Origin of the sequence: Arthrobacter arnarulunnguaqae, assembly GCF_051262515.1 — a bacterium.
In the GTDB taxonomy this organism is placed as follows: domain Bacteria; phylum Actinomycetota; class Actinomycetes; order Actinomycetales; family Micrococcaceae; genus Arthrobacter_N.
Map to the genome: position 1 here is coordinate 1 of NZ_JBIMER010000028.1, position 24175 is coordinate 24175.

The following is a 24175-nucleotide window of genomic DNA, read 5'->3' on the forward strand; positions in this document are numbered from 1 at the left end:
CGGCCTGGTACCCCGCTGGGGGTCCGGCACCGGCGTCGGTTGCTGTTCCTTGGACATGACTCCACGCTACCGACCACCACCGACAAAATGGGAACAAACCTTCGAACGGGGAAAAGATTCCCATACCGGCACCCGTGGAGGACGAGTCACGAAGGCCGAGCCCAACGGTCCGCGCCACTGCCCTTTAGCGCTCACAGGTCTACTCTGGTGCCATGTCGATGACCGCGATCGTGTTCCACCGGCACCATGGACCGACCCGCTATTGTGCACAGCTCCTGGCAGACCGGCTGCATTCGCTCGGTCGCCGGGCGCAGCAGACCCCCGTCGCCGAGGCCTCGCCTCACGAGATTGTCCGCGCGCAGGCAATGGTGCTGGTCTCCCCCGTGACGCTGGGACGCCTACACGGCGCCGCCCTCGCCCGGGACGTAGCGATGGCGCGGCCCACCGCCGTCGTTCTGGTGGGGGAAAACGACGTCTCGAAGCACGTGCGCGGGCTTTTCAATGAAGAACAACTGCGCAACATGGCTTTCTTCGCGGTGCCGGGCGACAAACCGGATATGGACAGCGTCGTTCCCGTCGCCGACTGGATCTCGGCGCTGCCTGGCATGGGCGCGGATCCGGACCTGCTCTAACGACGCGCCGAGCGCGGACCGCTAGCGCCGCATTCCGGCTCCGGCGACGTCGGCGGTCTCGGCGCCCGCGTTGGTCGGCGCCTTGGTCCGCGCGTGGGTGACGTAGAGCGGCAGCGCCGTGAACAACAGGCCACCGACGAGGTTGCCGAGCACCGTGGGGATCTCGTTCCAGACCAGATAATCCATGATCGTGAACTCGCCGCCAAGCAGCAACCCCGACGGGAACAGGAACATGTTGACGATCGAGTGTTCGAAGCCCATGAAAAAGAACAGCATGATCGGCATCCACATGACGATCACCTTCCCGGGCACGTCCTTCGCGATCATCGCGCCGGCCACGCCGATGGACACCATCCAGTTGCACAGCATTCCGCGCACGAACAGCGTCAACATCCCGGACGCCCCGTGCTCCGCGTAGCCGAGCGTGCGCCCCTCGCCGATGTGGCTGATGGCAACGCCTACCTCGTTCGGCGGAATGGCAAAGCCATAGGTCACGACAATCGCCATGAGGACCGCCACGGTGAACGCGCCGATGAAGTTCCCGACGAACACCAGGCCCCAGTTGCGGAGGATGCCGCGCACCGTCACGCCGGGCCGCCTGTCCAGCCAGGCCAGCGGCGTCAGGACGAAGACGCCGGTCAGCAGGTCGTAGCCGAGCAGGTACAGCAGGATGAAACCGACCGGGAAGAGGATCGCCCCCGCCAGCGGAATGCCCGTGGTCACACTCACGGTGACGGCGAACGCGGCCGCCAGGGAGAGCAGCGCGCCGGCCATGGACGCGCGCACCACGGTGTCCCTCGTGGACATGAAGATCTTCGACTCGCCGGCGTCGATCATCGCCGTGATCAGATCACTGGGTTTCACATAGGACATGGGCACGCTCCGGGCTAGGGCTTCTTCTTCGGTCCGCATTGGCGGCATGGGGAAGACAGTATTCGTCCGGCGTTTCGGCCACGTGTCCTGGGAGCCCCGGCGCGTTACGTTTGGCGCACGCTTTGGGCCGACGGTGGTGAGAGGCACGCTGGGAGAGTACGACGACGGCGCCGGCCCGCGTCCCGAACGCGGGCCTCGCGGCACCACCGGTCGCCATCCGCCCGTCGACCTACGCCTACGCCAGGGCAAAAAGAAATGGGCTTCCCGGTTCTTGCGAACCGGAAAACCCATTTCTGCGGTGGAGGTAAGGGGATTCGAACCCCTGACCTTCTGCATGCCATGCAGACGCGCTACCAACTGCGCCATACCCCCGCGGAGGCGGCCCCACACCGGAAACCGGTGCCCGAGCCGAATCAATAATCTACAGCACCGGAGCCGTGCCGCGCCAATCGGAGAACGGCCCGGCGCTAGGCAACGGGAGCGTCGACCGCGTCCGACGGCGTGGAGGCGGACCGGCGTCGTGCCCCATGCCCGGCCGCGAGCGCCAGGAGGAGTCCCAACAGTGCCAGCCCCGCGCCGACGAACGCGGGCGCCTGGTACCCGAAGCCGAGGCCGATGACCACTGCCCCCAGCGCGGCGCCGAGCGCGTTCGCCACGTTCAGCGCCGAGTGGTTCAACGAGGCGGCCAGGGACTGCGCCCGCGGCGCGGAATCCATCAGCAGCGCCTGCAGTCCGGGCACCAGAATGGAGCCGGTGCCGCCGAGGATGAACACCATGATCAGTGCCGGGACCGGGTAGGGAGAGACCAGCCCGAACGTCGTCATGAACACCACCATGGCGCCCGTCGCGATGTAGATGCTGCCGCGCACGGACCAGTCCGCCAGCCGCCCGCCCAGGAGGTTTCCGATCACCATGCCCACGCCGTAGAGTCCCAGGACCAGCGGAACGGATCCGATCGGCAGGCCCGTGACGTCCGTGAGCGTGGGGCTGATGTACGAGTAGACCGCGAAGAACCCGCCGAACCCCACGACGCCGACGAGCATCGCCAGCCAGACCTGGCCGCTGCGCAGGGCGCTGAGCTCGCGGCGGATGCTGGCCTCGGCGTGCGCCGGGTTGAACGGCACGAAGGTCTTGATGCTGATCCAGGTCAGGGCGCCGACGATCCCCACAACGCCGAACATCCACCGCCAGCCGAGCTGCTGGCCCATCCATGTCACCGCGGGCACGCCCAGGACGTTGGCCACCGACAGTCCCAACATGACCCAGGCGATGGCGCGGCCGCGCATGGTGGCCGGGACCAGCGAACCCGCCAGGATCGCGGCGATCCCGAAATACGCGCCGTGCGGCAGCCCGGAGAGGAAGCGGGTGAACAGCATCCACTCGTAGTTCGGGGCCACGACCGAGGAGACGTTGGCGAGCGTGAAGAACGCCATCAGCCACAGGACCATCGTCTTGCGGGGCACGCGCGCGCCGATGGCGGTGATGACCGGGGCGCCGACCACCACGCCGATGGCGTACGCGGAGATCATCAGTCCCATGTCCGGGTTCGTCACGCCCAGATCGGCCGCACCCTCCTGCAGCAGGCCCATGATGGCGAACTCCGTGGTGCCGATGCCGAAGCCGCCCATGGCGAGCGCCAGGACGGCCAGCAGCAGCGCGCGGCCTTCGAGCCGCGTGCCGCGTGGAAGTGTGGAGCGGGCAGAGGGGGTCATTCGGATCCTGTCTGGGGGTGGTGCGTAGGGCGCGCGGGACGGAGGTGCGGCTACGCTGACGAACCCAGAACAGTCTACGGAACCCGTTTCATTCCCCGCCCTCGTCCTACAGCTCCCCCAACGGCACCGCCGGGTCCCGGAGTCGCCCGGAAGGGACGCTGCGGCCCACCACGGCGCGCAAAGCGTCGCCGACGTCCCAGATGTTGACGTTCATGGCCGCCGTGACCGTGCCGCCCTCGATCCAGAACGTGATGAACTCCTCTTTCGACGCGTCCCCGCGGACCACCACCTCGGCATCGCGGCCGGCGCGCCCGACGTATTCCATGCCGACGTCGTACTGGTCCGTGAAGAAATAGGGCAGCCAGTCGTACGCGCTGTCCCGGCCGAGGATCGTCTGCGCCGCGAGCTTGCCCTGCCGGATCGCGTTGTCCCAGTGCTCCACGCGGAGCGGTCCCAGCGTCGCGTGCCGGGCGTTGGCGACGTCGCCCACGGCGAGGATCGCCGGGTCCTCCGTCCGGAGCCGCGAGTCGACGACGACCCCGTTGTCGACCGCCAGTCCGGCGCCCTCGGCGAGCGCCGTGTTGGGGACCGCCCCGACGGCCACCAGTACGACATCGGCCGGAACGTCGCCCGCATCGGTCGCCAGGCCGGCCGCGCGCCCGTCGCGTTCGAGGATTCCCATCACGCGGGTGTCCAACCTCAAGTCGACGCCGTTGCGCCGGTGCAGGGCGGCGAAGTGCTCCCCCATCTCCCTGCCGAGTGCGGCCTGAAGCGGAACCGCGTCCGGGGCGACGACAACGACGTCCATGCCCGCCCCGCGCGCCGACGCGGCCACCTCCAGCCCGATCCAGCCGGCGCCGACGATCGCCAACCGGCCGCCGGCGGCAAAGGCGTGCCGCAGCGCCTCCGAATCCTCGAGCCGACGCAAGGTGAGGACGCCCTCGAGGTCCGCCCCGGGAAGCGGCAGCCTGCGCGGCGAAGCGCCCGTCGCCAGCACCAGGGTGGAATACGGAACTCCGTCGCCGGAGGACAGGGACACGGTGGCGTTGCGGCGGTCGATGGCGTCCGCGGTCTCGCCCAGGAGCAGCGTCACGCCGTGCTCGGCGTACCAGGATTCGTCGTGCACGAAGGCCTTGGAGCGCTCGTCCTTGCCCTGGAGGTAGCCCTTGGACAGCGGCGGCCTTTCATACGGGGCGGCCGGCTCGTCGCCCACCAGGATGATGTCGGCGTCGTACCCCTCCTCGCGAAGCGTGCCGACGACGTGCGCGGCGGCGAGCCCAGCGCCGATGACGACCACGCCGCCACCACCGGTCGATCCGCTCTGTGCCCGTTCCGACATGGCGTGCTCCTCCCGGGACACGGCCCACCGCGACGGCGGACCACTGATGCCCAGCTTGGACCCGGTCCGGGGGCCGGTCAAGGTAGGCGTCAAAAAGCGCACGCGTGCACTCTGGACAAATACGCAGAAACTGCGCATACTTGGTTTATGCACAAAAAAATCCGCAACGACGTCGCCCGGGCAGCGGACCTGCTGCGCGACCTCCCCGAGGACTCGATGGAAGCCGTGGAGCGCCTCGGCGAGGTGCGCGAACTGCTGGACGATGTCCTCAACGACGCCATGGCCGAAGCGGCCCTGGAAGGGGCGTCGCTTCGCTCGGTGGCGCTGCGGGCGGGGCTCTCCCCCAACGCGGTTCCCCCGCGGCTCGCCCGCACCGAGACGCTGGGCGGCTACTCGGACCCGGACGGCAAGGTCGGGAGCACATCGGTGGAACGTGCCCGCTACGACTCGGAGCTCGGCCGGCCCGCCCCCGAACCCAAGATGACCTTCAAGCGCCGCCGCGCCACCTGAACCACCACCCCCATCCGACGCACCACGAACGCAAGGGAGCACGCCATGCCGGACAAGGAGCTCACACTCATGGTTTTCCTGCTGGACCGCTCCGGTTCCATGCAGTCCATCAAGCCGGACATCGTCGGCGGGTTCGCCGCCATGGTCGAAGGCCAGCGCGCCGAGCCGGGGCGCTGCAACGTTTCGCTGTATCAGTTCGACACGGAGTTCGACGCGGTCTACGTCGATCGGCCGATCGCCGACGTGCCGCCGCTGGTCCTGGAGCCGCGGGGCGCCACGGCCCTGCTGGACGCCATGGCGCGAACCGTGGCCACCACGAAGGCCCGCATCGCCGAGCTCCCGGCGGCGGAGCGCCCGGGTCAGGTGCACTTCGGCATCATGACCGACGGGCACGAGAACGCGTCGGTGGAGTTCGACCGCCCCGGCATCCGCAAGCTGGTCAACGCGGTGGAGAAGGAGTCCGGCTGGATCGTCTCCTATCTGGGGTCCAACCAGGACGCCGTGGAGGTCGGCACCGGACTCGGCATCTCGGCGGACCGGTCCCTGACCTTCACCAGCGAAACCGTCGACGTCGCGATGTCCGCCTACAGCCAGATGACCTCCCGAGCCCGCCGGATGGGCCGCCGCGGGGAGTCCGTCGACGCCGTACGCACCGCCAGCGTGTTCTCACCGGACGAGCGCCGGAAATCCGGAAAGTGAGCATCCGCGCCAACATCAGCTGGGTCGCCGCCGACCTCGCGGTCGGCGGTGACCTGGCGCACTCGCCGACCCGGGCCGCGTTGCAGGCCGCGGACATCGTCGACTCCGGCGTCACCCACATCCTGGACATGCGCAGCGAGGCCGACGACTCCGACGTGTGGCCGCAGTTCGGCATCGGCTACCACTGGCTGGGAACCGACGACCGCGCCGGCCACACGGTGGACGCCGCCCTGTTCGACGCCGGCGTCCGCGTGGCCCGGGCCTCCCGCCGGGAGGGCGGAAAGGTCCTGGCGCACTGCCACATGGGCATCAACCGGGGCCCGTCGATGGGGTACGCGATCCTGTTGGACCGCGGGTTCGGAACGGTCGAGGCCTTCGAGGCCATCCGCGAAGCCCGCCCGCAGGCGTTCGTCGCCTACGCCGTGGACGCGCTGGCCGCGCACGCCGCAAGGCGCATCCGGCGCGGGGAACCGGCGCGGAAGTGGCGCCGTGAACTGAAGGCGCTCGAGGCGCACATCGAGGTCACGATGACCCCCAGCCGGGTCGGGTTCATCCAGCGGGCCATGCGCCAGCACCGGATCGACGACGCGCACCTGCCCGCCTGAGCGGGATATCGTCGCAGGTAACGGCCCGTCCGGGCCGCCGCCCTCCCGCGCGGAGCGGCGCCACGGCAACAGCGAGGACACCATGGACCCGGGGTTCACCAAGGCGATGGGGTACGGCCACCCCGCCGGGCCCGGCCGCGATCCGGGGTTCGCGGATGCCCTGGTCAGTTGGGCGGAACTGCTGGCCGGCGAGGCGTTGGCGGACGATCCGACGGCGCACTTCATCGCCTGGACGGAGCAGCACGTGCTGGCCCACGACGAGCTGTTGGGCCGGACGCCCACCCCCGAGGAGCGTGCCGCGCTCGAGGACGAGCTGGATCTCCTGGAGCGTCCCGGCTCGGTCCGGCACATGCTGCACGACGTCGGCGGAGGGGGCTTCGTCGTCGTCCCACCGTCGGCGCGGCGCCGGTGGGTGCGGCACGACGACGACGTGGACTACGTCGCGGCGGTGGCGGCCAGCCCCGACGGTGCCACCTTCACGACGCTGGATATCGCCCTCCCCGGCTACGCGGGACGGCAGGACGCCGACGGCCGCGATCCGTCCGCCGCCGAAACGCGTCCGCCGCTCACGGTGCCGGACCGCGGCGACCGGGCGCTGGCCTCGGAGGACGCGTATCCGGCACACCGGTCCGGCGACCACCCGGCCATACCGCTGGTGGTGGAGGCGTACCTGCTGTGGTCGGGCATCTGCCGGGACGGCCCGCACGTCCATTCGGCGATCCGTCCGGCCATCGCCACGTTCTGGCGTCCCTAACCCTCGGGATCACGCTCCGGATCTGCCATGATGCGGACATGACGCGACGCCACCACACCCCACACCGAAAGCCCGGGCTCCGGATCGCCGTTCTGGCACACCTGCACCACGCGGTCGCCTCCCCGTTCGCCGGCGGCCTCGAGGCCCACACCGCGCAGGCGGTGGCCGCGCTCGCCGACCGCGGCCACGACGTCGTTCTCTTCGCGAAGGAGGGCAGCCACGTCGCGTGCCGGCAGGTGGCGGTCCTGGACGGGCGATTCCGCGTCAACGGCTATCCGGACAGCGTGTCGCGGGACCGGCAGCACAGGGTTCTGGACGGGGCGATGCGCTCCGCGGTCCGCGCCGCTCGCCAGGGGTTCGATGTGGTCCTGAACAATTCCCTCAGCCCGGTCCCGCACCGGGAGCTGCGGGGCGTCCCGACGCTCCACGTCTTCCACACGCCGCCGCTGCCCCGGATTGTCGACGTCTTCGGCGGCACGGAATGGGAACCCGACCCCCGCCACGCCTACGTCAGCGTCTCGGAGACCAACGCCCGCGGCTGGCGTCCGCACCTGCCCGCTCTCGGGGTCGTCCACAACGGAATCCCGCTGCGCCAGTGGACCGCCGGCCCCGCGCGGCGGACCGGCCAAGCCGTCTGGACGGGCCGCATCACGCCGGAAAAAGGCACCCACGTGGCGATCGAGGCGGCGCGCCTCGCCGGCATGGAATTGGTGCTGGCCGGCCCGATCCACGACCCCGAATACTTCTCCGTGCTCATCGAACCGGAGCTGGGAGCCTCCGTCCGCTACGCGGGACACCTGGACCACGCGGAGCTTCGCCAACTGGTGTCCGGCTCGGAGGTGTTTGTCGCCTCGCCGCTGTGGGACGAGCCGTTCGGACTGAACGTCGTGGAGGCGCTCGCCTGCGGCACCCCGGTCGCGGCCCTCCCCGCGGGCGCCATGGCCGAGATCATCGCCCCCGGCGCGGGATTCGTGGCCGCCCGCAGCGACGCCGCCTCGCTGGCTGCGGCCATCGCCTCGGCGCGCGGACTGTCGCACGACGACGTCGCCGAGTCCGCGCGGAGGTTCTCCGTCGAGACCATGGCCGAGCACTACGAAGCCTTGATGCACCAGTTGGTGGGCATGGGGAGCGCGGCGCGGCAACCACGGGCCGGCGAAACGGCCGACGAACCGGCGGGTGGACATTGAGCAGGGCCGTGTCCGGCGGACGACGTCGGCTCCGGCTTGCGTACTACGCCCACCACCACGGGACGGGGCATCTGCGCCACGCCCAGAACATCGCCTCGCTGGACCTCGTGGATCTCCTGGTGACGAGCACCGGCCCCCGGGACGCGAACCTGTTGCCCGGGCCCACCGAGTATGTTCCGCTCGAGCCGGACGTGGGAGACGACGGCGCTCCCCTCCGCCACGCTGCCGCCGACGGCTTCCACTACGCCCCCGACCATCCGGCCATCCGCCGGCGCTTCGCGGGGCTCTCCCGGGCGTGGGCCGAGTTCGGCGCCGACGCCGTGCTGGTGGACGTGTCCGTCGAGGCCGCCGTCTTCGCACGGCTCTCCGGTTATCCCGTGGTGTACCGCCGCATGCCCGGGGACCGCACCGACGCCGCGCACCGGACGGCGTACGGTGTCGCCGCGCGGCTCGTCGCGTACTTCCCTTCCGCGCTGGAGGATCCCGCGCACCTGACCCTGCACGGCGGCAAGAGCGACTACCTCGGAATGCTGGCGCCGCATGCCGCCGGGCTTCGCGGCAAGGCTCCGGACGGCGCCGGACCCAGGCGCCGGGTGGTGGTGCAAACCAGCCTCGGCGGGGGCGTGGACCTCGCGGGGATCGAGTGGGCCGCCCGGGCGGCGCCCGGGTGGGACTGGCAGGTGGCCGGGCGGCTGGCCGACGCGAAGGCCGAACGGGACGATGGCTCAGGGGTGGATCCGCCGGACAACCTGGAGGTCCTGGGTGTCGTCGCGGACCCCGGCGCGCTGCTGGCCGGGGCCGATGTCGTCGTCACCTCGGCCGGCCACAACGCGATCGCCGCCGCCGCGGCGGCCGGGCGCCCCACCGTCGTCGTGCCGGAGGAGCGGCCGTTTGGCGAGCAGACCGCGTTTGCCGGCCGACTCGCGGGGATTCCCGGCACGGTCAGCGTCCCCACGTGGGATGCGGTCGACGACTGGGAGGCGCTTCTCGACCGGCTCGCGCGTGGTCCGGGGAGCGGGCTCGCGGACGCGCTCTTCACGCACCGCGACGCCTTCCGCGAAAGTCTCGACGTTCTGCTCCGGCGCGCGGTTTCCCAGCCCTCGTCCCCCTAGTAGGCGCCCTCGTGGGCCGCGGCAGCGACCTCATCGTCCGTCGGGCGGCGCAGCGCGCGGATCGAGGTCGCGGACGGGGTCCACTCCACCAGCCCCAATTGGGCGAAGGCGTCCAGCCAACCCTCCATCGGCCAGGTCCCCCACTTGTCCCGGAACGCGCCGGCGTTGGCCACGATGTCGGCGAAGTGGTTCAACGGCGGCCAGTGCGATCCGTGGTGCTGGTGGTAGATGGTGGCGCGGGAGAACGCGAGCGGGACGCCCAGGCGCCGGGCGGTGAAAGCGAAGTCGGTGTCCTCGGCGCCGTAGCCGGCGAACGACTCGTCGAATCCGCCGATCCGCCGGAAATCGCCGGCGGCCACCGCAAAGCCGAGCGTCCAGAACATCTCGTACCGCGTGGAGGCCTGCGCCGCGCCGGCGGTCCCGAGGGCGGCGCGGGTGTGGTGGGGCACGGAGGCGCCATGCAGGAGCGCATCGTCGACGGGCTCGTCCGGGGCCAGCGGCCCTCGGAGGTACCGCGGGGTGGCCATGGCGATCCCGCCGACGGACTCGGCGTCGCGCATCAGCTCGCCGAACATGCCGCGCGCGGGAATGCAGTCGACGTCGAGGAAAACCAGGAACCCGCCGGTGGCCTCGCGTGCGGCCAGGTTGCGGGCGGCCGCCAGCGGCAGCGTTCCGCCGTCGGGCACCTCGAGACGGAACCGCCGGACCGCGATGTCCGACTCGAGGCCCTCCGTCTCCGGCTCGCCCATGTGGACGACGACGATCTCCCGCGGCTTCGGCTCGGCCCGGTTCGTCCCGTCGACCAGCCTGCGCAGGTGCTCCGCGCGCCCCCGGACGATCACGAGCAGCGAGACGTCCGGCGCGGCCACGTCCCTATCCATGTTCGTTCCCCTTTCGGTGTCCTACTCTCGGTAGCCTAACTGCGCATTGAAGGGAGACAGATGGTTGGCGAGGAGTCAGGTGGAATGATCCGGGTGGCGTCGATTCCGCACAGCCAGGTGTACATTCGGCATCTCGAGGCACCGGACGCGGACCGCGGGCCGCGGGTGTGGCGGTTGCCGGATCCGGACCCGGCGGGCGGCGGGAAATTCACGCAGTCCCTCTGGTGGCCGCCCGTGATGCTCTCCGCGGACTGGGTGGCCGAGCACCATGCCGAGTTCGACCTCATGCACATCCACTTCGGGTTCGACGCCATCTCCCCGGACGATCTGCGGGCGCTCGTCGACGAACTCCGCCGGCGCTCCAAGCCCCTGGTCTACACCGCCCACGACCTGCGCAACCCGCACCACGAGGATCCCCGCGCCCACGAGGCGCACTTGGACATCCTGATGCCCGCGGCCGATCGGGTCATCACCCTGACCGAGGGCGCGGCGTCGGAAATCCGTGCGCGCTGGGGCGTGGAGGCCGCCGTGCTCCCGCACCCGCACGTCGTGGATTTCCCGACCATGGCGGCCTTGCAGGCCGGACGACGCCGGTCGGCCGGGGACGCGGCGCCGCCGACCGCCGAGCACCCGTTCCGCGTCGGTGTGCACCTGAAGAGCATTCGCCAGAACATGGACCCGGGGATCGTCGAGCCGCTGGCGGACGCGGTGGGCGCGCTCCCCCACTCCGAACTCGTCGTCAACATCCACCGGGATCTCCTGGATCCGGAGTCGAAGGACTACCGGCCCCAACCGGCGCGGCTGCTGCGCGGCGGGCACGACGCCGGGCGCTGGGTGCTGGACGCCCACGACTACTACGACGAGACCGCGTTCTTCGCCTACCTCGCGTCCCTGGACGTCTCCGTGCTGCCGTACCGGTTCGGAACCCATTCCGGCTGGCTGGAGGCGTGCCGCGACGTGGGGACCTCGGTCATCGCCCCGAGCTGCGGCCACTACCGCGGCCAGCACCCTTCGGTGGTCGAATACGCGCACGACGCCGGCCATCTGGATGCGGCATCGCTCGCCAACGCCGTGGAGAGCCTCTACCGGAGCCGCACTTGGCCCGCGCCGACCGTGGCGGAACGGCGGGCGGAGCGCCTCCGTCTGGCCGAGGAGCACGCGGAAATCTACGCGGCGGCCCTGGCCTCGGTGCTCGCCTAGATCGAACCCAGTTCGGCCGTCCGCGGCGGGTTCGCGCCGCGGCGGGAGCAGGTGATGGCAGCGGCCCTGTTCGCGTAGGCGGCCAGGGTGCGCAGGCTGTCCCGGTCGAGGGCGCGCAGCCGTTCCCTTCCGTCCGCTCCCAGGGCATCCAGCTGCGCGAGGCCGGAGATCAGCCCCGCCATGAAGGAGTCGCCGGCGCCCACGGTGTCCGCCACCGTGATGGACTCGCCCGGCAAATCCACACGTCCCGACCGCGAGAGCAGAACGGGCCCGTCGGCTCCGCGGGTCAACGCCACGAGCGCCGGCCCGAGGTCCAGCCACGCCTCCATGGAATCGTCCAGGGTCCGGTCCGGATACAGCCAACGCAGGTCCTCGTCGCTGGCCTTGACGATGTCGCTGGCGGCAACGAAGCCCTCCGTCTGCCGGCGGACCTCGTCCGCGTCCGGGCTGATGGCCGGCCGGCAGTTCGGGTCGAAGCTGACCGTCGCGTGCTCCCGCGCGGCCTCGACCAGCCGAAACACCATGTCGCTGCCCGGCGCCAGCACGGTGGCGATGGATCCCGTGTGCACGTGCAGCGATCCGGCCACGGCCGCCAGCGCCGCGTCGGCCGCGTCCGCGAGGTCCCAGCCGAGCGTGAACGTGTACTGCGCCGCGCCGGTGCGGTCCAGCGTGGCGAGCGCGCTGGAAGTCGGCGGTGCGTCGTCGACGATGGCCACGACGTCGTTCGCGGCCAGGTGCCCGGCGATCATCCGCCCGTGCGGATCGTCGGCGAAGTGCGTCACCAGGCTCGTGTCCAGGCCCAGGCGGGCGCAGCCGACCGCCACGTTCATCGGGCTGCCGCCCGGATGGGTTTCGTCCGCGCCGCCACTGACGCGCGGATCGTGGATGATGTCCACCAGAGATTCGCCGACCACCGTGATCCGGGCGCCACTTGATTGTTCCGTCATCTGGATGTCCTCGCGTGCTCGTGCATGGTTGTCCATACTAGGCGGCCTCAGCGGCCCGGGTATACGACGGCCTTCATCTGCCCGGGCTGGCGGCCCGCCTTCAGCGCGTCCTCGGAATCCGCCAGCGAAAATCTCCCGGTGACGAGGACGTCCAGGTCCACCTTGCCGTCCGCGACCAGTTGGATGGCAAGCGGCCAGGTGTTGGTGTAGCGGAAGACGCCGGAGAGCCAGATCTCGCGGTTCTGGATGAACGAGACGGGCAGCTCGACGTCGTCCGCGCCCAGGCCGACCAGGATGACGCGCCCCGCGGGGGCGACGGCCCGGATGCCGGACCGGACGGCCTGCGGGGATCCCGAGGCGTCGATGAAGGCGTCGACGTCCAGCCCCTCCGTGCTGTCCCGACGGGCGTCGACCGCGTGCGTCGCGCCGTGCCGGAGCGCGAACTCCAACCGGTCCTCGGCGATGTCGGAGATGTGGACCTCGGCCGCGCCGAACGCGCGCGCCGCCTGGGCGGCGATGATGCCGATCGGCCCGGCGCCGGCGATCAGGACCCGGCTTCCGGGGCGGATCCCGGCGCGTTCGCAGGCCCAGAGCCCCACGGACAGCGGTTCGATCAGTGCCGCGGCCTCGTCGCTGACGCTATCGGGAATATCGTAGGCGAAGTCCTCCTGGATGGCGACGTATTCGGCGAAGGCGCCGTCGACCGGGGGCGTGGCGTAGAACTCGATGTCCGGGCAGAGGTTGTAGCGGCCGGCCCGGCATTGGACGCACTTGCGGCAGGGTCGCTGGGGTTCGACAGCAATCCGCTGGCCGATGCGGTCCGGATCCACGGCGCTGCCGACGGCGGCGATCCGGCCGGACAGTTCGTGGCCGAGGATCAGCGGATGGTCCACGACGTAGTCCCCGATCCGCCCGTGCTCGTAGTAGTGGACGTCGCTGCCGCAGACGCCGACGGCCGCCACGCGCACCAGGACCTGGTCGGCGTCGAGCACGGGAATGTCGACGGTTTCCATCGCCATCTCCCCCTCGCGCCGGAGGACGGATGCCCGCATGGTGGTGGGCAGTTCGTCGCCGTGTCGGTGGGCCAGCGGGGTTGCTGTAGTCATTCCGGGTACTCCTTTTAATCGGGGGGTCGGCTACTTCACGGCGCCGAGCGAAAGTCCTTGAACAAGTTTGTCCTGTGCGGCGAAGCCTGCGAAGAGCACAGGCAGGGAAATGACGACGGCGGCCGCGCAGACCTTCGCGAGGAACAGTCCCTGGCTGGAGACGAATCCGGTGAGGAACACGGGGGCGGTGCCGGCCATGACGCCGGTGAGCACGCGGGCCAGGAGGAGTTCGTTCCAGCTGAAGATGAAGCAGATCAGCGCCGTGGCCGCGATCCCCGGCATCGCGACCGGGGCGACGACCTTGCGCAGGGTCAGCAGGAGGCCGGCGCCGTCGATTTGCGCGGCCTCGAGCATTTCCACGGGGACCTCGGCGAGGAACGAGCGCATCATCCAGACGGCGATCGGCAGGTTCATGGCGGTGTACACCAGGATCAGGAACCACACGTTGTCCAGGACGCCGGCGGTCTTGGCGAAGAGGAACAGCGGCAGGATCCCGGCGACGACGGGAAGCATCTTGGTGGAGAGGAAGAAGAACATCACATCGGTCCACTTCCTCACCGGCTTGATGGACAGGGCATAGGCGGCCGGAATGGCCAGGAGCAGCACCAGTATCGTGGAGAGGATGGACGCCGTGGCGGAGTTGATCAGCGGCGGCCAGGGACTGATGCCGGAGCTGGCCCCGAAGAACTCCCTGTACGCGTCCAGGGTCAGTCCCGCCGCGATCGAGGGCGGGTTGGTCGCCGCGTCGGTTTCGGAGTGGAAGGAGGTCAGGATCATCCAGATCACGGGGGTGGCGAAGAGCAGCGCCATGAGCCAGGCCGCGATGCCGGCGGCGGTGTTGTTGCGGGTGGGGTCCATCCGGGACTTGCCGCGCCGGCGTCGGGTTTCGGTGTTCAGTGCCGTGGGACCGGGGGGCGTGTTGCGGGGCGCGGCGGGAGCGAGGATGCTCATCGCGCGTCCTCCTTCTTGAAGAGTGAGAATACGGTGCGCAGCGCGAAGATCGCCACGATGATGGTGCCGATGACGACCACGACGCCGGCGGCCGAGGCAAGGCCGTACTCGTTGGCGAAGTAGAACGTCTGGTAGATGGAGTAGGGCAGGTTGGCCGTGCCCAGTCCGCCGGAGGTGAGGGTGAAGACCGCGTCGAAGTTCTGCACGATGTAGATCGCCCCGAGAAGTCCGCCCAGTTCCAGGTACTGGCGCAGGTGCGGCAGGGTGAGGTGGCGGAAGATGGCCCACCCGCTGGCCCCGTCCATCTGGGCGGCCTCGACGGTGTCCATGGGACGGGACTGCAGGCCCGCGAGCAGGATGAGCATCATGAATGGGGTCCATTGCCAGACCAGGGACACGATGACCGCCATCAGCGGCGCTTGGGACAGCAGGTCCGGCTGGGGCGGGGCGTCGCTGCCGAAGAGCGACCAGATCCAGGTCAGGGTGCCGTTGATCAACCCGTACGTCGGGTTCAGCAGGGCGTGCTTCCAGATCAGGGCGGCGGCGACGGGCACCACCAGGAAGGGTGCGATCAGCAGCGTTCGTGCCAGGCCGCGGCCGATGAACTTCTTGTCCAACAGCAGCGCCAGGCCCAGCCCGATCAGCAGGCTGGAGAGCACGACCGAGACGGTGAGCACGATGGTCGTCAGGATCGACTGGCGGAGATCCGGGTCCGTGAGCACCTGGGCGTAGTTCCCGAACCCGGCAAAGCCGGTCTCGTCCGGGCGCAGGCTGTTCCAGTCCAGGAAGGAGATGACGAGGGTCGCCGCGAAGGGAAGCTGGGTGACGACGATGAGGAAGATCAGCGCCGGCAGCAGCGGGGCGCGCCGCGCCCAGGCCAGGGCCCGCTGGCGCGATTTCGCGTTCTTGGGGTTTCGGGGGACGCTGGGTCCGGGTGTGGACGCCGTGCGCTGCGTGGTGGTGGTCATGGGACTCTCCTGCGGTTCCGTGGCCCGCCGCCGGGCGGGCCACGGAACCTGTTGGTGTGGGTGTTACTTGTTGTACTTGTCGCCGATTTCCTGGGCCGCCTGCTGGCCCTTGGCCAGCGCGTCCTCAACGGTGCCCTGTCCCGCGATCGCGGAACTCACCCCCTGGGACACCGTGGTGCCCAGGTCCGCGAACTCGGGGATCCCGACGAATTGGATGCCGATCGCCGGACGCTCCTGCGCCCCGGGGTTCGTCGGGTCCGCGTTCTCGATCGCCGTGCGTTCGGCCTCGAAGAACGGCGCGGCCGCCTGGAAGTCGGCGTTTTCGTACGTCGAGATCCGCTTGCCCGAGGGGACCCTCGCCCAGCCGAGCTCCTCGGCGACGAGCTCCTCGTAGTCCTTCGAGCTCGCCCACGCGATGAACTGGCCCGCCGCGTCCTGCTTCTTGGACGCCGCCTGCACGCCCCACGACCAGGTCCACAGCCAACCGGAGGAATCCGTCTCCTTGACCGGTGCCTGCGCGTAGCCGATCTTCCCCTTGACCGGGGAATCATCGGCCTCCATCACCCCGGCGGCAGACGTCGCGTCGTACCACATGGCCACCTTGCCCTGGGTCATGTTGTTGAGGCATTCGGTGAAGCCCGCCTGCGCGGCGCCCGCCGGCCCGTGTTCCCGGACCAGCTCCGTGTAGAACTTCGTCGCCTCCACGAACTCCGGAGAGTCGACCTGCGCGTTCCAGTCCTTGTCGAACCAGGTGCCGCCGAACGTGTTAACCACGGTCGTCAGCGGGGCGAAGACCTGTCCCCAGCCCGGCTGGCCGCGCAGGCAAATACCCCGCATGCCCGGCTCCGCGCCGTCGACCTCGGCGGAGAGCTCGGCCACCTCGTCCCACGTGGGTTTGTCCGGCATGGTCAGGCCCTTGGCCTCGAAGACGTCCTTCCGGTACATCAGGAAGGACGACTCGCCGTAGAACGGTTCTCCGTAGAGCTTGCCGTCCTCGCCGGTCAGGGAAGCCGTGTATGCCGGGAGAATGTCGTCCTGGTCGAAGGCCCCATCCGCGGCCACCGCGTCCAGCGGCGCGAGCCAGCCGTTCGCCGAGTAGAACGGGATCTCGTAGTTCGACAGCGACGCGACGTCGTACTGGCCCGCCTGGCTGGAGAACTCCTGGCTGATCTTGGCCCGGACATCGTTCTCCGGAAGCACCGTGTAGTTGACCTTGATCCCGGTCTCCTGGGTGAAGTTCGCAGCGGTCAGCCGCTGCAGGTCCTCCATCTGCGGGTTGTTGACCATGAGGACGTTGATGCTCGCGGCATCGCCCGCGGACGACCCGCCGCCGGCCCCGGCGCAGGCCGTGGCGGCCAGACTCAGGCACAAGGCCCCCGCGGCCATCGATACCGCTCGTGTTTTCGGGCGCATTAAGGACTCCTTTGTACTCGTGGGTTGCACAACTTCGGAACGCCGACGAGTTCGTCGGGACCGGTGCGGAAAACGGGGCCGGCACCGGACATCGGGGGCCTCGCTCGGTAGCTCAATTCTCCGCGTGTGACCCGCTGCACAACTAGCGCCTGGCTTGCCGAATTCCGATACGAATTTTCCGAGCGGCTGCGCGCGGGAACGGTTACTCTGGGGAACCGCGGGGTTTACCCGTCCAATATGCATGACTCGCGACAGGTCGGAGGGTTACGTGCGCGGCAACGACATGGCCGGTGACGCGCCCGGCGGCGTGGCCGAGAGCGCCGCGGCCCGGCTGGCGGAACGCCTCCTGGGCATCCGCGCCAACCGGGAGGTCATTCCGGCGGATCCCAACCAGTCCTTCCGGTGGCACGAGCACGACTATCCCAGCCCGCTCGCGCGCTGGAACTACCATCCGGAATACGAGGTCCATCTCATCCGGAAGGGCACCGGGAAATTCATCGTGGGCGACCACATCGGCACGTTCGAGGCCGGCCACGTGTCGCTGATCGGATCGGGCCTACCCCACGATTGGGTCAGCGACCTGGAGCCGGGTCAGCTGCTGGAGAAGCGGGACGCCGTCATCCAGTTCGACGGCAAATGGGTTCGGCAGTGTTCCGCCGTCATGCCGGAGATGTCGGAGGTGCGCCTGCTCTTGGACGAGTCCGCCCGCGGCATCCAGTTCCTCGGGCCGACGGCGGCGGAGGCCGCCGCGGCCATCGAGGCCCTGGGCGCGTCCGACGGCCTGGAACGGCTCCACCACCTGCTCCGGCTGTTCTCCGTCCTGGCCGGGTCGCCCCGGGAGGACCGCCGCTATCTCGCGGACGAATGGTTCAGGCCGCAACTGGACGGCCAGGGCGCCGCCGTCGTCGACATCGTTCTCGAGTACGTCTTCAACAACCACGCGGGCACCGTCACGATGGCCGGGGCGGCGGCCTTGGTGGGGATGGCGGAACCCACGTTCTCAAAGTACTTCAAGCGCGCCACGGGCCAGAACTTCAGCGACCTCGTGCGGAAGCTCCGGCTCGCCCACGCCAAGCGCCTACTCGAAACCACGGACAAGCCGATCTCCACCATCTGCCACCGCGTCGGATTCGCGAACCTGTCCAACTTCAACCGGCACTTCCTCCGGGAAGCGGGCGTCACTCCGCGCGCATACCGGAGGGACCGCGCCACCGGCGCGGCCCCTCCGGCGTAATTCTGGTTCCGGTCCCGGTCCCAGCCCCGCTTCCAGTCCTAGCGCAGGACGATCGTCCGCTTGTCGTGGAGGAACACCCGCCCCTCGCAGTGCCACTTCACCGCGTTGGACAGGGCCTTGCACTCGGTGTCGCGACCGGCGGCGACGAGGTCCCCCGGGGAGAACGTGTGGTCGACGTCGACCGTCTGCTGGGAGATGATCGGGCCCTCGTCCAGCTCGCTGTTGACATAGTGCGCCGTGGCGCCGACCGTCTTGACTCCGCGCGCGAACGCCTGGTGATAGGGCTTCGCCCCCTTGAAGCTGGGCAGGAACGAGTGGTGGATGTTGATGGTCCGGCCGGTGAGCTTGCGGCTGAGTTCGTCGCTGAGCACCTGCATGTAGCGCGCCAGCACCACCAGCTCCACGTCGAAGTCGTCCATCAGGTCCAGGAGCTTCGCCTCTGCGGCCGGCTTGGTCTCCGGAGTGACGGGCACGTGGAAGAACGGGATGTGGTGCCATTCGACCAGGTCCCGGTGGTCCGGGTGGTTGGAGACCACCGCGACGATGTCGATGGGCAGCTCACCCATGCGCGAGCGGTAGAGCAGGTCGTTGAGGCAGTGCCCGAACTTCGAGACCATGATCAGTACCCGGCGCTTGGTGCCCAGCGGCTCCAGGCGCCACTCCAAGTTGAACTCTTCGGCAATCGGTGCGAACGCCGCCCGCATCGACTCCGTCAGGTCCGCGGCGTCCGGTCCGGCGACGTCCACCCGCATGAAGAAGTGCCCCGCCTGGCGGTCCCCGAACTGCTTGAGCTCCACGATGTCCCGGCCCTGGTCCAACAGGAAGCCGGACACTGCGTGCACGATTCCCGGACGCTCGGGACAGTGCAGGGTGAGGACATGCTCGACGTCGTTCTTGCTCGGTTCCATTTTCGATCGGGCCTCCGTTGCGGTCATCGTCTCGACGCCGGTAGCTGGCGCCACTACCGTACCTCCGGCGCGGAGTACTCCACCATTGCGTCCAGCAGCCAGCGCGCGACGTAGTCCGCGAAGGACGCCCGCGGCAGCAGGAGGTAGGACGCCTCGCCGGTCTTCCAGAGGAACAGCGGGACCGGCCCCAGTGTCGTGGAGAGGGCGGTTCCCGGGGCGAACACACGCGGGTGCAGGTCCGCCGGGCAGCCCTTTTCCAGCGCCAGCCGGGCGCTCGGACCCTCGAGCCGGAGGATGGTCCGGTTGGCCGAGAGGTCGACGACGGATCCGGGCTCCTCGCCCAGCGCCTCGACGAGCTCCTGCAGGATCTCCGTGCCGTCCGGAGCCACCAGCAGGAACTCGTCCGGCCCCTGCCAGAGCACGGCGGTGCCGTCCGGATCCCCGGCCACCTCGCCCGGTCCGGCAGGCAGCCCGACCCCGGTGGCCGCGGCCAGCGAATCGTGCGCGCCGGTCCCCGGAACGGCGCGGATGCCGACCATCGTGGCGAACGCGTCCTCGCGCAGGGTCACGCCGCGCCCGCCCTCGACGTCGTGGTCCGGAAAACCGGGGGCGAGGTGCTCCAGCGGACTGCGGCGCAGGGTGGAGGTGTTGGTCATGAGCTGTTCAGCCGTCACGACGGCTCCCTTCGGGATCGAAAAGTACGGTTTCGGAGACGACGACGTCGACGAGGCGGCCGTCCAGGGGCGCCTGCAGGGTCTCGCCGATGCGGTTGCGCCCGTTCTTGATGAGCGCAAGCGCGAAGCTGCGGCCGAGCGCCGCGGAGTGGTAGCTGGAGGTCACGTAGCCCTCCATCGGCACCTGCCCCTTCTCGGGCGTGATCGGCGTGCCCTCCCGGACCAGCTGGGCGCCCTCGGGGAGCCGGAAGGACCGGTCCACGGGAAGCAGGCTGACCAGGTGGTTGCGGTCCTCGCGCCGGGTGTCCTCCCGCGAGAACGACCGCTTGCCGACGAAGTCCTTGACCTTGGAGACCACCCATTCCATCGACGCGTCCTGCGGGGTCACCGTGCCGTCCGTGTCCTGGCCGACGATGATGAAGCCCTTCTCCGCGCGGAGGACGTGCATGGTCTCCGTGCCGTAGGGGGTGATGTCGAATTCCGCGCCGGCCGCGGCCACGTCCTCCCACACGTTCAGTCCGTACCAGGAGGACACGTTGATCTCGTACGCGAGCTCGCCCGAGAAAGAGATGCGGCAGACCCGTGCCGGGATCCCGGAGGCCAGGGTGGTCTCGCGGAACGCCATGAACGGGAAAGCCTCCGCGTCCAGGTCCAGTTCCGGCGCCACCTTCGCGAGCACGGCACGGGACTTCGGCCCGACGACGGCGATGGTCGCATACTGTTCGGTCACCGATGTGCACACCACGTCCAGGTCCGGCCACTCGGTCTGCAGCCATTCCTCCAGCCAGTCCAGCACCTTGGCGGCGCCGCCCGTGGTGGTGGTCATCAGGTACCGGTCCTCGTCCAGGCGCAACGTCACGCCGTCGTCGAAGATCATGCCGTCCGGGGTGCACATCAGGCCGTAGCGCGCGAGCCCCGGCTTGAGCTTCTTGAACGCGTTGGTGTAGATCCGGTTCAGGAACTCGCCGGCGTCCTTGCCGCGGATCTCGATCTTGCCGAGCGTGGTGGCGTCCATGAAGCCCACGGAGTCGCGGACGGCGGCGCATTCGCGCAGCACGGCCGCGTCCATGTCCTCGCCGGCCTGCGGGTAGTACCAGGGACGCTTCCACTGCCCGACGTCCTCGAACAGGGCGCCGCGCTGGACATGCCAGGGGTGGATGGACGTCAGCCGGGCCGGGTCGAAGAGCTCCCCGCGCTGGCGGCCGGCCAGGGCCGCGAACGCGACGGGCGTGTAGGGTGCGCGGAACGCGGTGGTGCCGATTTCCGCGATGTCCTCGGTGCCCAGCGCGGCGGCGATGACGCCGATCGCGTTAACGCCGGAGGTCTTGCCCTGGTCGTTGGCGGTGCTGATCGACGTGTAGCGCTTCACGTGCTCCACGCTGCGCATTCCGGCGCCGGTGGAGCGCAGCACGTCCGCCACGGTCTGGTCGCGCTGGAAGTCCACGAAGTGGCTCCGGTAGTCGGCGTCCGGGGTTCCCGGGCCGGCCACCAGCCACAGCGGGCGCGTCGGGGCGATCTCCTCGGCCGGGGCCGTGGCGATGGTCGGTTCGATCGCGAAACCCGCGGCCGTCGCGGCGGCGGCACCGGCGGTGGCACCCTCGGAAAGGGCGGTGGCCAGGTCCAGGCGTCCGTTGACGGCGCCCGCCGTGTGCTGGTTCTGCACCGGCTTTCCCGGCACGAACGCGGACAGCGCGTCGTCCCAGCCCAGCCGGCGCTCGCGCTGCGAGTGCAGGTGGACCACGGGGTTCCAGCCGCCGGAGACGGCCAGCGTGTCGGCGTCGATCTCCTCCGTCGCCCCGGCGGGCTCGCCGGCCGCGTCGATTCCGACGACCGTGATGCCGCAGACGCGTCCGGCGTCGTCCGCCGTCGTTTCCACGACGGCCGAGGAGGTCAGGACCCGGATGCCGAGCGTCTGGACTTCGGCGGCAGCCGCCGTCAGTTCGGCGCGGGCGTCGACGACCGCGGCGACGCGGATGCCGTTGCGGTGCAGGTCCCTCACCAACGCGTAGGCGGAGTCGTTGGTGGTGGCGACGGCGATGTTGCCGCCCACGGCGACGGCATACCGGTTGAGGTAGCTGCGCACGGCGGAGGCCAGCATGATGCCCGGGCGGTCGTTGTTCCCGAACACAAGAGGCCGCTCGTGCGCGCCGGTGGCCAGGACCACCTGGGCCGCGCGGACGTGCCAGATGCGCTCGCGGGACACGCCGGTCCCGGCGTAGCCGCCGAGGTGGTCGGTGCGGCGCTGGACCGCGACGATGTAGTTCGAGTCGTAGCTGCCGAACGCCGTCGTGCGTGGAAGGTAGGTGACCTCGGCCGCGGAGTCGAGGAACGCGCGCGTCTCGGCGATCCACTCCAGGGCCGGCTTTCCGTCGATGGTCTCCTCCGAGGAGGACAGCAGCGAGCCGCCGGCCTCCGGCTGCTCGTCGAGCAGGACCACGCGGGCCCCGGACGCCGCGGCGTCGCGGGCGGCCGCCAGCCCGGCGGGCCCGGCGCCGACGACGAGGACGTCCGCGTGGACGTACTTGCGGTCGTAGATGGCCTCGTCCGTGCGCGGGTCCAGCTGGCCCAGGCCCTTGAGCAGGCTGATGTCCATGCCGTCCGTGAGTTCGACGACGGGGGCGGCCAGCATCGATTCGTCGACGTGGCCCGCATAGCGCGAACGGACCTTGATCAGGGCGTTCGATTCCTCGACGCCGGCGGACATGATCCCGCGCGGACGGCCCAGGTACAGCGACGGCCCGCAGGCGACGCGTCCGGAGGCCAGCATGGCGGAGGCGACCGTGTCCCCGGGGTGGCCGGTGAGCTTCTCGCCGTCGACCGTGAACGTGAGCGTCGATGCGCGGTCGATGCGCGCGTGCGGCGCGCTGGACGCGTCGAGCCGCCGGGTCTGTGCCGTGGTGCTCATTTCGTTCCTTCCTTGCTGTTGTTGGCGGCGGCCCGGAGGTCCGGGCGGGGCTCGCCGGGCTTGTAGACGGCGGCGAATTCGTAGGTGACGGTGTCGCGGACGGCGTTGAACCACTTGCGGCATCCGACCGAGTGGACCCAGCGTTCCGCGAAGAGTCCCTTGGGGTTCTCGCGGTAGAAGAGGTACTCGGACCATTCCTTGTCACTGAGCTCCTCCGGGTTCTCCGGGTAGGCGACGTGCGCCTGTCCGCCGTAGTGGTATTCGGTCTCGTTGCGGGGCCCGCACCAGGGGCATTCGATGAGCAGCATGTTCGGGTCCTTCCTAGTGGGCCACGGCGGCGGCGCCATGTTCGTCGATCAGGCGGCCGCTTTCGAAGCGGTCCAGCGCAAAGGGTTCGTTGAGCGGGTGCGGTTCGTCGGTCGCGATGGTGTGGGCGAACGTGAAACCCGCGCCGGGCGTGCCCTTGAAGCCGCCGGTGCCCCAGCCGCAGTTGACGTAGAGCTGGTCCACCGGGGTCTTGGACACGATCGGCGAAGCGTCCATCGTGACGTCCACGATGCCGCCCCACGTCCGGAGCACGTGGGCCCGGGCGAAGATCGGGAACAGCTCGACGGCGGCCGCCATCTGGTCCTCGATCACGTGGAACCCGCCGCGCTGGCCGTAGCCGGTGTAGCTGTCCACGCCCGCGCCCATGACCAGTTCGCCCTTGTGCGCCTGCGAGACGTAGACGTGGACGTGGTTGGACATGACAACGGTCGGGTGGACCGGCTCGTGGAGCTCGGACACCAGGGCCTGCAGCGGGTGGGACTGGATCGGCAGCTTGAAGCCGGCCATTTCCGCGAGGACCGAGGAGTGCCCGGCACCGCAGAGGGCAACCTTGCCCGCGTTGATGCGGCCCCGGTTGGTCTCGACGCCGACCACGCGGTCGCCGTCCTTGATGAAGCCGGTGACCTCGCAGTTCTGGATGATGTCCACGCCCATCTCGTCGCACTTGCGGGCGAAGGCCCAGGCCACGTGGTCGTGCTTGGCGATGCCGGCACGGGGCTGGTAGGTGGCGCCCATGACCGGGTAGCGGATGTCGTCCCCGATGTTGATGATCGGGCAGAGCTCCTTCACCTGCTCCGGGCTGATCCACTCGGCGTCGACCCCGTTGAGCTTGTTGGCGTTGACCCGGCGCACGCTCTCGCGGACGTCGCCGAGGGTGTGCGCGAGGTTCATGACTCCGCGCTGGGAGAACAGGAAGTCGTACTCGAGCTCCTCGGGGAGCTGCTCCCAGAGCTTGAGGGAGTGCTCGTAGATCCCCGCGCTGGCGTCCCACAGGTAGTTCGAGCGGATGATCGTGGTGTTGCGGGCCATGTTGCCGCCGGCGAGCCACCCGCGTTCGATCACGGCGATGTTCGTCATGCCGTGGTCCTTCGCCAGGTAGTAGGCGGTGGCGAGGCCGTGCCCGCCGCCGCCGACGATGATGGCGTCGTAGGACGGCTTGGGGTCGGCGTTGTGCCAGAGGAATTCCGGGTGCTCCGGGAGAAGGTCTGCCATGGTCTTATGCTCCAATCTGGGTCGAA

23 protein-coding genes and 1 tRNA gene are annotated in these 24175 nt (G+C 69.7%); 9 read left to right on the forward strand and 15 right to left on the reverse strand.

Features of this window, described 5'->3' with window-relative positions:
* The first annotated feature begins 212 nt into the window (after positions 1 to 212).
* Complete coding sequence (locus ACHAAJ_RS15150; RefSeq protein ID WP_435729078.1) at positions 213 to 632, forward strand: hypothetical protein; 420 nt, start codon at positions 213 to 215, stop codon at positions 630 to 632.
* Between the two features lie 21 nt (positions 633 to 653).
* On the opposite strand, the gene ACHAAJ_RS15155 is transcribed toward ACHAAJ_RS15150, so the two are convergent.
* From ACHAAJ_RS15155 to ACHAAJ_RS15170, 4 genes are all read right to left on the reverse strand, one after another.
* Positions 654 to 1553, reverse strand: a complete 900-nt coding sequence (locus tag ACHAAJ_RS15155) for a formate/nitrite transporter family protein (protein ID WP_435729079.1) — start codon at positions 1551 to 1553, stop codon at positions 654 to 656.
* A gap of 251 nt (positions 1554 to 1804) precedes the next feature.
* A tRNA-Ala gene (locus ACHAAJ_RS15160) sits at positions 1805 to 1877 on the reverse strand.
* A gap of 95 nt (positions 1878 to 1972) precedes the next feature.
* Positions 1973 to 3217 carry an MFS transporter gene (locus tag ACHAAJ_RS15165; RefSeq protein ID WP_435729080.1) on the reverse strand — a complete coding sequence of 415 codons (1245 nt, stop codon included), beginning with the start codon at positions 3215 to 3217 and terminating at the stop codon, positions 1973 to 1975.
* A 106-nt stretch (positions 3218 to 3323) separates the two neighbouring features.
* On the reverse strand, positions 3324 to 4556 hold the full coding sequence (locus ACHAAJ_RS15170) for an NAD(P)/FAD-dependent oxidoreductase (protein ID WP_435729081.1): 1233 nt from the start codon (positions 4554 to 4556) through the stop codon (positions 3324 to 3326).
* 147 nt (positions 4557 to 4703) lie between these two features.
* Between ACHAAJ_RS15170 and ACHAAJ_RS15175 the strand changes: the two genes are divergently transcribed.
* From ACHAAJ_RS15175 to ACHAAJ_RS15200, 6 genes are all read left to right on the forward strand, one after another.
* Positions 4704 to 5066, forward strand: a complete 363-nt coding sequence (locus tag ACHAAJ_RS15175) for a hypothetical protein (protein WP_435729082.1) — start codon at positions 4704 to 4706, stop codon at positions 5064 to 5066.
* Positions 5067 to 5111: 45 nt separating this feature from the next.
* Complete coding sequence (locus ACHAAJ_RS15180; protein ID WP_435729083.1) at positions 5112 to 5765, forward strand: VWA domain-containing protein; 654 nt, start codon at positions 5112 to 5114, stop codon at positions 5763 to 5765.
* A complete protein-coding gene (locus ACHAAJ_RS15185; protein WP_435729084.1) occupies positions 5762 to 6370 on the forward strand; it encodes a protein-tyrosine phosphatase family protein in 609 nt (202 codons plus the stop codon). The genes ACHAAJ_RS15180 and ACHAAJ_RS15185 overlap by 4 nt, the downstream gene beginning before the upstream one ends.
* Before the next feature lie 82 nt (positions 6371 to 6452).
* Positions 6453 to 7124, forward strand: coding sequence for a hypothetical protein (locus tag ACHAAJ_RS15190; RefSeq protein ID WP_435729085.1), 672 nt, complete (start codon positions 6453 to 6455; stop codon positions 7122 to 7124).
* A 38-nt stretch (positions 7125 to 7162) separates the two neighbouring features.
* Positions 7163 to 8311: a glycosyltransferase gene (locus ACHAAJ_RS15195; protein ID WP_435729086.1), complete on the forward strand. Its 1149-nt coding sequence runs from the start codon at positions 7163 to 7165 to the stop codon at positions 8309 to 8311.
* Between the two features lie 8 nt (positions 8312 to 8319).
* A complete protein-coding gene (locus tag ACHAAJ_RS15200) occupies positions 8320 to 9423 on the forward strand; it encodes a glycosyltransferase (RefSeq protein ID WP_435729087.1) in 1104 nt (367 codons plus the stop codon).
* Here the strand turns inward: ACHAAJ_RS15200 and ACHAAJ_RS15205 are convergent.
* Positions 9420 to 10304, reverse strand: coding sequence for a glycosyltransferase family 2 protein (locus ACHAAJ_RS15205; RefSeq protein WP_435729088.1), 885 nt, complete (start codon positions 10302 to 10304; stop codon positions 9420 to 9422). The two genes, ACHAAJ_RS15200 and ACHAAJ_RS15205, sit on opposite strands and share 4 nt — an antisense overlap.
* 84 nt (positions 10305 to 10388) lie before the next feature.
* On the opposite strand from ACHAAJ_RS15205, the gene ACHAAJ_RS15210 reads away from it, so the two are divergent.
* The gene (locus ACHAAJ_RS15210) at positions 10389 to 11504 is read left to right on the forward strand and encodes a glycosyltransferase (protein WP_435729089.1); all 1116 of its coding nucleotides are present in this window, start codon (positions 10389 to 10391) and stop codon (positions 11502 to 11504) included.
* Here ACHAAJ_RS15210 and ACHAAJ_RS15215 read toward each other — a convergent pair.
* The 5 genes from ACHAAJ_RS15215 to ACHAAJ_RS15235 all read right to left on the reverse strand — a co-directional run bounded on the left by ACHAAJ_RS15215 (position 11501) and on the right by ACHAAJ_RS15235 (position 16889).
* Positions 11501 to 12451 (reverse strand): carbohydrate kinase family protein, encoded by a 951-nt coding sequence (locus ACHAAJ_RS15215; RefSeq protein WP_435729090.1) that lies wholly within the window; start codon positions 12449 to 12451, stop codon positions 11501 to 11503. The genes ACHAAJ_RS15210 and ACHAAJ_RS15215 overlap by 4 nt on opposite strands.
* Before the next feature lie 47 nt (positions 12452 to 12498).
* A complete protein-coding gene (locus ACHAAJ_RS15220) occupies positions 12499 to 13557 on the reverse strand; it encodes an NAD(P)-dependent alcohol dehydrogenase (protein WP_435729091.1) in 1059 nt (352 codons plus the stop codon).
* Positions 13558 to 13587: 30 nt separating this feature from the next.
* The gene (locus ACHAAJ_RS15225; protein WP_435729092.1) at positions 13588 to 14508 is read right to left on the reverse strand and encodes a carbohydrate ABC transporter permease; all 921 of its coding nucleotides are present in this window, start codon (positions 14506 to 14508) and stop codon (positions 13588 to 13590) included.
* Positions 14505 to 15476, reverse strand: coding sequence for a carbohydrate ABC transporter permease (locus tag ACHAAJ_RS15230; RefSeq protein WP_435729093.1), 972 nt, complete (start codon positions 15474 to 15476; stop codon positions 14505 to 14507). Before ACHAAJ_RS15230 ends, ACHAAJ_RS15225 begins: the two co-directional genes overlap by 4 nt.
* Before the next feature lie 63 nt (positions 15477 to 15539).
* On the reverse strand, positions 15540 to 16889 hold the full coding sequence (locus tag ACHAAJ_RS15235; protein WP_435729094.1) for an ABC transporter substrate-binding protein: 1350 nt from the start codon (positions 16887 to 16889) through the stop codon (positions 15540 to 15542).
* A 241-nt stretch (positions 16890 to 17130) separates the two neighbouring features.
* Between ACHAAJ_RS15235 and ACHAAJ_RS15240 the strand changes: the two genes are divergently transcribed.
* A complete protein-coding gene (locus ACHAAJ_RS15240) occupies positions 17131 to 18123 on the forward strand; it encodes an AraC family transcriptional regulator (RefSeq protein ID WP_435729095.1) in 993 nt (330 codons plus the stop codon).
* A gap of 38 nt (positions 18124 to 18161) precedes the next feature.
* Here the strand turns inward: ACHAAJ_RS15240 and purU are convergent, their stop codons facing one another.
* Genes purU through ACHAAJ_RS15265 form a run of 5 tightly spaced genes read right to left on the reverse strand, consistent with a single transcriptional unit; the run spans position 18162 to position 24149 of the window.
* Positions 18162 to 19058, reverse strand: coding sequence for a formyltetrahydrofolate deformylase (purU, locus tag ACHAAJ_RS15245; protein ID WP_435729100.1), 897 nt, complete (start codon positions 19056 to 19058; stop codon positions 18162 to 18164).
* A 26-nt stretch (positions 19059 to 19084) separates the two neighbouring features.
* Complete coding sequence (locus tag ACHAAJ_RS15250) at positions 19085 to 19705, reverse strand: sarcosine oxidase subunit gamma (RefSeq protein ID WP_435729096.1); 621 nt, start codon at positions 19703 to 19705, stop codon at positions 19085 to 19087.
* Positions 19695 to 22610, reverse strand: a complete 2916-nt coding sequence (locus ACHAAJ_RS15255; RefSeq protein WP_435729097.1) for a sarcosine oxidase subunit alpha family protein — start codon at positions 22608 to 22610, stop codon at positions 19695 to 19697. The genes ACHAAJ_RS15250 and ACHAAJ_RS15255 overlap by 11 nt, the downstream gene beginning before the upstream one ends.
* Entirely contained in the window at positions 22607 to 22918 is a 312-nt protein-coding gene (locus ACHAAJ_RS15260) for a sarcosine oxidase subunit delta (protein WP_435729098.1), read from the reverse strand. Before ACHAAJ_RS15260 ends, ACHAAJ_RS15255 begins: the two co-directional genes overlap by 4 nt.
* A gap of 13 nt (positions 22919 to 22931) precedes the next feature.
* Positions 22932 to 24149 carry a sarcosine oxidase subunit beta family protein gene (locus tag ACHAAJ_RS15265; protein ID WP_435729099.1) on the reverse strand — a complete coding sequence of 406 codons (1218 nt, stop codon included), beginning with the start codon at positions 24147 to 24149 and terminating at the stop codon, positions 22932 to 22934.
* Positions 24150 to 24175 lie beyond the last annotated feature (26 nt).